Raw genomic sequence first — 6,992 nt, forward strand, 5'->3', positions numbered from 1 at the left:
CTCGTCTTATGTTTTTGTGGAGGACCCACAAATCGGCATGTGATGCGACTCCATCGAAATGAAATTGCAACCCTCACCCGCGCGATGCTCACCACGCGACAGTGTGATCTACGCGACAGGAGAATATACCGAGGTGGGATTCGCTGCCTGTGAGGACAGCCTCCCGACCGTCGCCGCCACTCGCAGGACGTACGCGTCTCGCGGCGTCGTTGGATCGCGGCCTGTGAAATCGGTGATCCGCTTGAGCCGGTAGCGGACGGTATTTGGATGAACGAACAACTTCCGTGCGCAGGCCTCGATGGCCCCGCCGGAATCCAGGTAGGCGTCCAGCGTCTCGGTGAGCGCCGGCCCCGCGTCGGCGAGCGGGCGCATCACCTCGGCGTCAAGCACCGCGATGGCCGAGGCGTCCCCGAGCAACGCGCGTTCGGGAAGCAGTTCGCGGGCCAAAACCGGTCGCGGCGCGCTGCGCCAGCCGGCCACGGCGTTCATCCCGGCGATGGCCTCGGTCGCGCTGGTGTGTGCCGCGGTGAAGGTCGGGGCCGTCGGCCCGATCACGACGGGACCGTCGGCGAAGACGTTGATGAGGTCGCGCAGAAACTTGTCGGTGGGCGACAGTGCTGCCCCTGACACGATCGCGATGAGCCACGTTCCGTGCACGTCTGACAGCGCCGATCTGCCGTGCACCCCGGCGATTTCGCGGACGTCGTCCGCGGCGAGGTCGATGCGTTCCGCGCGGGGCACGCCGACGACGACGGTCGCGGGCGCGGTGGTGTCCCAATTCAACGCGGCCGCGCGCGACTGCAACTCAGGTCCGGCGTCGCCTCGCACCAGCGCATCGACGAGGTTGGACTCCATTCTGCTGTCCCATGCGCCGCGTGCCTCGGCGGCATCGGCATAGGCCGACGCCGCGGTGAACGCGAGATCGCGGCTGTACCGCAGGATCCCTGTTGTCAGCGCTGTCGCCTGTTCCTCGGACTTCGCCAGCAGCGGCACGGCTTCCTCGAAGAACTCCATCGTCACGCGGACCATGTCCACGGTCTGGCGCAGCGCGATACGCCGCGTCAGCTCTTGAGGAACTACTTCGAAGGCCTGCACGGTGTAGGCGACGTTGCTGTGCGGGTTCGCCATCCATTCGACGAAATTGACCACCGCCGCTTGCACAACCAGGTGGACGCTCGCGCGCTGTGACGCCTCGAGGTCCGCGAAGAACGGCAGCCTGTCCTCCATGGTGGCCACAGCCTCGGTGGCGAACCGCCCCGAATAGTGCTTGAGCTTCTTGAGCAGCGACTCGGGGACGTTCTCAAGCAGCTCGAGGGTGGATTTCGGAGGGGCAGGGGCTGGACCATTGTTGGTCATCCCTAAAACCTACGCCACTTTTCTGGCCATTACCTCCAACGGTTATGCGACGCCCGGGTCGGATGTCTGCTCCGGCGCCGCAAGCACGTCGTCGATCTTGTAGGTGTTCGCAGCCTCTACGGCGACCGACTTGTCGATCTCACCGTCGCGCGCCAGTCCCTCGAGGACCGCGACCGCGACGGATTCTGCGTCGGTGTTGTAGTAGCGCCGGGCCGCGGGCCGGGTGTCGGAGAACCCGAAGCCGTCGGTGCCCAGCGTGACGTAGGTGCCAGGCACCCAGGGGCGGATCTGCTCTGGCACCGCCCGCATCCAGTCCGACACCGCGACCACCGGACCCCGTGCGTTGGAAAGCGCCTGTGTGATGAACGGCGTCCGCGCCGAATGGTCGGGATGGCGCAGCATTTCCTTTTCGATCGCCACGCCCTCGCGGTTGAGTTCGTTCCAACTGGTGACCGACCAGACGTCGGCTGCCACGTCCCAGTCCGCGGCCAGCAGGTCCGCCGCACGCAACGCCTCGGGCATCGCAACCCCGGATGCCAGGATCTGCGCGCCGTACTTCCGTTCCTGACCGGCGGGCCGGTATCGGTAGATGCCCCGCAGCAGACCCTCCACGTCGACGTTCTCCGGCTCGGCCGGCTGCACATACGGCTCGTTGTAGATAGTGATGTAGAAGTAGACGTTCTCCGGGTCCTCGCCGAACATTCGGGCAAGACCACTTTCGACGATGTAGGCGATCTCGTAGGCGAACGCCGGGTCGTACGCCACCACAGCGGGATTCGTCGACGCGAGTAGGTGCGAGTGGCCGTCGGCGTGTTGCAGCCCCTCGCCGACCAGGGTCGTTCGCCCGGCGGTGGCGCCGAGCACGAATCCGCGCGCCATCTGGTCGGAGGCGGCCCAGAACCCGTCGCCGGTGCGCTGGAATCCGAACATCGAATAGAAGATGTAGATCGGGATCATCGGCTCGTTGTGCGTCGAGTACGACGTGCCTGCCGCGGTGAACGACGCGGTGGACCCGGCCTCGTTGATGCCTTCGTGAAGGATCTGTCCGGACTCACTTTCCTTGTACGCCAACATCAGCTCGGCGTCGACGGACGTGTACAGCTGGCCGTGCGGGTTGTAGATCTTTAGCGACGGAAACCACGAGTCCATGCCGAAGGTGCGCGCTTCATCGGGGATGATTGGGACGATCCGGGGGCCGATTTCCTTGTTGCGCAACAATTCTTTGAAGACGCGGACCGTTGCCATCGTGGTCGCGACCTCTTGTTGGCCGGAGCCCTTCTTGATCGACTTGTACGTGTCCCGCGACGGCAGAGCCAAAACCTTTGACTTCGTGCGTCGTTCGGGAACAAACCCACCCAGAGTGCGCCGACGGTCCAGCAGGTAGCGAATCTCCGGTGCGTCTGGTCCGGGATGGTAATACGGTGGAAGATAAGGATTTTCCTCGAGCTGGGCATCGGAAATCGGCACTCTCGAGGTGTCGCGGAACGCCTTCAGGTCGTCGAGCGCAAGCTTCTTCATCTGGTGGGTGGCGTTGCGGCCCTGGAAGTGCTTGCCCAGCGTGTAGCCCTTGATGGTCTTGGCGAGGATCACGGTGGGCTGGCCCTTGTGTTCTATCGCCGCGCGATAGGCGGCGTAGAGCTTGCGGTAGTCGTGACCACCGCGCTTGAGGTTCCAAATGTCTTGGTCGGAAAGGCCTTTCACCAGTTCTTTGGTGCGCGGGTCGCGGCCGAAGAAGTGTTCCCGGATGAATCCGCCGTCGTTGGCCCGGTACGTCTGGTAGTCGCCGTCGGGCGTGGTGTTCATCAGGTTGACCAGGGCGCCGTCGCCGTCGGCGTGCAGCAGTGCATCCCACTCGCGACCCCACACCACCTTGATGACGTTCCATCCCGCGCCGCGAAAGAACGACTCGAGTTCCTGAATGATCTTGCCGTTGCCGCGTACTGGGCCATCGAGGCGCTGCAGGTTGCAGTTGATGACGAATGTGAGGTTGTCCAGTCCCTCCAACGCGGCCACGTGCGCCAAGCCGCGGCTCTCCGGCTCGTCCGTCTCGCCGTCGCCGACGAACGCCCACACGTGTTGGTCGGAGGTGTCCTTGATGCCGCGATCGTGCAGGTAGTGGTTGAACCTGGCTTGGTAGATCGCGTTGAGAGGTCCCAGGCCCATCGACACCGTCGGGAATTCCCAGAAGTCCGGCATCAGCCGCGGGTGGGGGTAGGACGGAATGCCGCCACCGGGGTGACTGTGTTCTTGGCGGAAGCCGTCGAGTTGGTCTGCGGTGAGCCGCCCCTCCAGAAACGCGCGGGCATAGATTCCGGGCGAGGCGTGGCCCTGGATGAAGACCTGGTCGCCACCACCGGGATGCGACTTGCCCCTGAAGAAATGATTGAACCCGACCTCATAGAGCGACGCTGACGACGCGTACGTCGAGATGTGGCCCCCGACGCCGACGCCGGGGCGTTGGGCGCGATGCACCATGATCGCCGCGTTCCAGCGGATCCAGGCCCGGTAGCGGCGTTCGATGTCCTCGTCGCCGGGGAACCAGGGTTCCAGCTCGGTGGGGATCGTATTGACATAGTCGGTTGACGTGAGGGCGGGAATTGCGACGCGCTGTTCGCCGGCCCGTTCGAGCAGCCGCAGCATGATGTAGCGGGCCCGCGCCTGGCCCGACCGGGCCAGCACATCGTCGAACGATTCCAGCCACTCGCCGGTTTCTTCCGGGTCGATGTCCGGCAGGTATGACGCGACGCCCTCACGTATCACCCGTACCCGGTCGGATTCGTTTGGGCTCATTGATGTTTGGGCCAGATCGCGGCGCGCGAACTCGGTGGTCAACTTCCGCTCCTCATCAGGCGGTGCATGGCATCTACCATCGTCCCCTATCGTGCCCCATCTGCACCCCCCACGGTGGCGTAACGTCATCGGCTGTGCTGGGGGCCGGCAATGAGCGCTCGCGCATCGCCGCGCAGGCAGTCGGCATGACCGCGGCCTCACTGCTGGTGGTGGTGGGCTGCACCAGCATTACCGCAGGGGCTCCTGCCGTGAACGGCGGCGACGCCGCCAGCTACCGCGCATGGGCGGCTGATTCGTCGTCGCGGTCGGCGTCGGAGGCAAGCGCGCGGGAATCGACGCGCAGGGATTCGATGACCGCCGAGGCCGTCGCCAATGGGTGCGAGCTGTTCAGTTCCTCCAGCGTGGATGTCGTGACCGCGATCAATGCTTACGTGAACGCGTCAGGTCGGGGCGACGAGGCCGACGTGCAGACCAAGGCCCAAGCCGCAGTGGATGTGCTGAACCGAGCGGCGGACTCTGTTGGGAGCAGCCTGAACACGCCGCTGTTGCCTGCAATGGCCGATGCGTTCCGGCGATGGGTCGACGCCACCCGTGCCGTCAGCAAAGCCATCGGGGAGCGCTACGCCCAGCCGGAATTCAACGCTGATGTCGACAAGTTCAACCAGGCCAACAACGATGCGTTGAATACGTGCGGAGGTTCGGGCTGATATACCCAAGCATTGAAGCTACGGCGCAACGCCGTAGCGTGCGACGATAGGAACGAAGGCACACGGACGAAGGAGGTCCCGACGGTGGTCGCGGCGGGTGACGCCCCGAACTACGCCCAAAGGCTGGGCATCCAGAAAGGTCAGGTTGTTCAGGAGTTGGGGTGGGACGAAGACTCCGGCGTCGACATCAGCTCCGATGTCGAGGAAGCCTGCGGCGCCGAGCTGCTCGATTGGGAGGCGGACGAAGTCATTGACGTCGTGTTGCTGTGGTGGCGCGACAATGACGGCGACCTCGTCGACGCGTTGATGGACGCGATCACCCCGCTCGGCGACGACGGCGTGATCTGGGTGCTTACTCCTAAGACGGGCAAGCCCGGTCACGTTCAGCCAGCCGAGATCTCGGAATCGGCGCCGACTGCGGGGTTGATGCAAACCTCCTCGGCCAATCTCGGTGACTGGAGCGCGAGTCGATTGGTGCAACCGAAGTCTCGGGCCGCCAAGAAAGGGCACTGATGCTCGAGGTAGGCGCTGCCGCACCGGATTTCACGCTCCGCGACCAGAACCAGCAAGAGGTTTCGCTGAGCGATTTCCGTGACCGCCGCAGCGTGCTGCTGGTGTTCTTCCCGCTGGCCTTCACCAGCATCTGTCAAGGTGAGCTCGACGAGATACGCGACCATTTGGCCGATTACGAGAACGACGGCGTTGCGACGCTTGCGATCTCGGTCGGCCCGCCTCCGACGCACAAGGTCTGGGCGACGCAGAATGAGTTCACTTTCCCAGTGTTGTCGGATTTCTGGCCGCACGGCGCAGTTGCTTCGGCCTATGGCGTGTTCAATGACGACGCCGGCTTCGCCAATCGCGGCACGTTCGTCGTCGACCCGTCAGGTGTCATCCGCTTCGCGGAGATGAAGCAGCCCGGCGAGGCGCGGGACCAAAGCCTCTGGAAATCGGCGTTGTCGGCGCTTCGCGACTAGCTGTCCGGTGCGTCACAATTCTGTGAAAAATCTGTGAGCGACGTACAGCGGGGCTAACTTGTTTGCATGGTGAACAATCGAATTTGGATGGCTGTGTGTGCGGTCCTGGCGGTGGCAATTGGCGGAACTGTCGCGGGGTGTAACAAGTCTGGCGGCGGAGGCACTGCGTCGTCGTCGGCCAGCAGCTCGTCGAGCACCTCGGCACCGACCAGCACCCCGGCGGGAAAGGCCGAAAAGTCGCCCGACGGAAAGTTCACCGTGGTGCTTCCCGAATCCCTGGAAGTCATGCCGACCGACGCAACCGACAAGGAACCGGGAATCTTCGCGGTGGGCAAGGCTGACGACGCGATGTTCATCGCGGGAGTCATCACCGGGGACGACCGGGGCAACACGCCACGCGAATCGCTCGAGAAGGGGGGTAAGGGCTTTGCCGACGAGTGGAAGGGCACGTTCGATCCGGCCAACATCAAACCGGCGACCCTCGATGGCGAGCCCGCGTGGCAGTCCAGCCTCAGCTTCCCGGGTACCGCGGAGCGTCCTGGCGATCGGAGCGGCCAGATCCTGTGCGTGCAGCGCGGCGACACCCAGTACGGCCTGTTTTACGCAACGGCTTCTCCCTCTTTCGAGGCGGACTTCGAGGCGATCAAGAGCTCGTGGAAGTGGACCTGATCGTCAGAGATGCGGCCGTGCAAGATAATTGAAAACGCAACGGGTATGCCGACGCTGATGTAACTTACGCGCGTGGCGAGCACACGAATTCAGATGGCGATGTGCGCGGCCCTTGCTGCCTCGGTCATCGGCGGCGCGGTTGCCGGATGCAGTAAATCGGGCGGTGGCGGATCTCAGCCTTCAAGCAACACGACCACGGCCGCGGCGAGTGCGCCGTCATCGGTTGCAACGTCGTCGAGTGCGTCGACACCGCCGCCTAGCGGCAAGACTGTTGAGGCATACGACGGCAGCTTCACCGTCGTCGTACCGGATTCCCTCAACGTGCTTCCGAAGATGACGGACGGGCACACGATTCTCGAAGCAATAGGAAACGGTGGCAAAGCGATACTTTCCACTGAGTTGACGTCGCCGGACGAGCGGGGCGCGACATGCAAGGACACCATCGAAAAGGTTGGCCCAGCCGCGGCGGACGCGTGGGGCGGCACGTTCGATCCAA

6 protein-coding genes and 1 pseudogene are annotated in these 6,992 nt (G+C 64.1%); 5 read left to right on the forward strand and 2 right to left on the reverse strand.

From position 1 onward, the window contains the following. Positions 1–108 precede the first annotated feature (108 nt). The gene (locus QOH60_RS23145; RefSeq protein ID WP_526424212.1) at positions 109–1,356 is read right to left on the reverse strand and encodes a PucR family transcriptional regulator; all 1,248 of its coding nucleotides are present in this window, start codon (positions 1,354–1,356) and stop codon (positions 109–111) included. 42 nt (positions 1,357–1,398) lie between these two features. Beyond that, entirely contained in the window at positions 1,399–4,188 is a 2,790-nt protein-coding gene (gene aceE / locus QOH60_RS23150; RefSeq protein ID WP_526424213.1) for a pyruvate dehydrogenase (acetyl-transferring), homodimeric type, read from the reverse strand. A 92-nt stretch (positions 4,189–4,280) separates the two neighbouring features. On the opposite strand from aceE, the gene QOH60_RS23155 reads away from it, so the two are divergent. The 5 genes and pseudogenes from QOH60_RS23155 to QOH60_RS23175 form a co-directional block, all read left to right on the forward strand. Beyond that, a complete protein-coding gene (locus tag QOH60_RS23155; protein WP_526424214.1) occupies positions 4,281–4,853 on the forward strand; it encodes an Rv2240c family protein in 573 nt (190 codons plus the stop codon). Between the two features lie 84 nt (positions 4,854–4,937). Next, positions 4,938–5,366 (forward strand): DUF3052 family protein, encoded by a 429-nt coding sequence (locus QOH60_RS23160; RefSeq protein WP_526424215.1) that lies wholly within the window; start codon positions 4,938–4,940, stop codon positions 5,364–5,366. Beyond that, on the forward strand, positions 5,366–5,827 hold the full coding sequence (locus tag QOH60_RS23165) for a peroxiredoxin (RefSeq protein ID WP_526424216.1): 462 nt from the start codon (positions 5,366–5,368) through the stop codon (positions 5,825–5,827). Before QOH60_RS23160 ends, QOH60_RS23165 begins: the two co-directional genes overlap by 1 nt. Before the next feature lie 66 nt (positions 5,828–5,893). Continuing rightward, positions 5,894–6,496: a hypothetical protein gene (locus tag QOH60_RS23170; RefSeq protein WP_526424217.1), complete on the forward strand. Its 603-nt coding sequence runs from the start codon at positions 5,894–5,896 to the stop codon at positions 6,494–6,496. 72 nt (positions 6,497–6,568) lie between these two features. Beyond that, positions 6,569–6,992 (forward strand): annotated as a pseudogene (locus tag QOH60_RS23175) (hypothetical protein); the annotation flags it as partial.

The sequence above is a fragment of the Mycobacterium sp. genome (assembly GCF_032159765.1).
GTDB lineage: Bacteria > Actinomycetota > Actinomycetes > Mycobacteriales > Mycobacteriaceae > Mycobacterium.

Bases quoted from the DNA above. Each gene is read 5' to 3' on its own strand.
- QOH60_RS23165 (WP_526424216.1), top strand. From the start codon at position 5,366: ATGCTCGAGGTAGGCGCTGCCGCACCGGATTTCACGCTCCGCGACCAG.
- QOH60_RS23170 (WP_526424217.1), top strand. From the start codon at position 5,894: ATGGTGAACAATCGAATTTGGATGGCTGTGTGTGCGGTCCTGGCGGTG.
- QOH60_RS23145 (WP_526424212.1), bottom strand. From the start codon at position 1,356: ATGACCAACAATGGTCCAGCCCCTGCCCCTCCGAAATCCACCCTCGAG.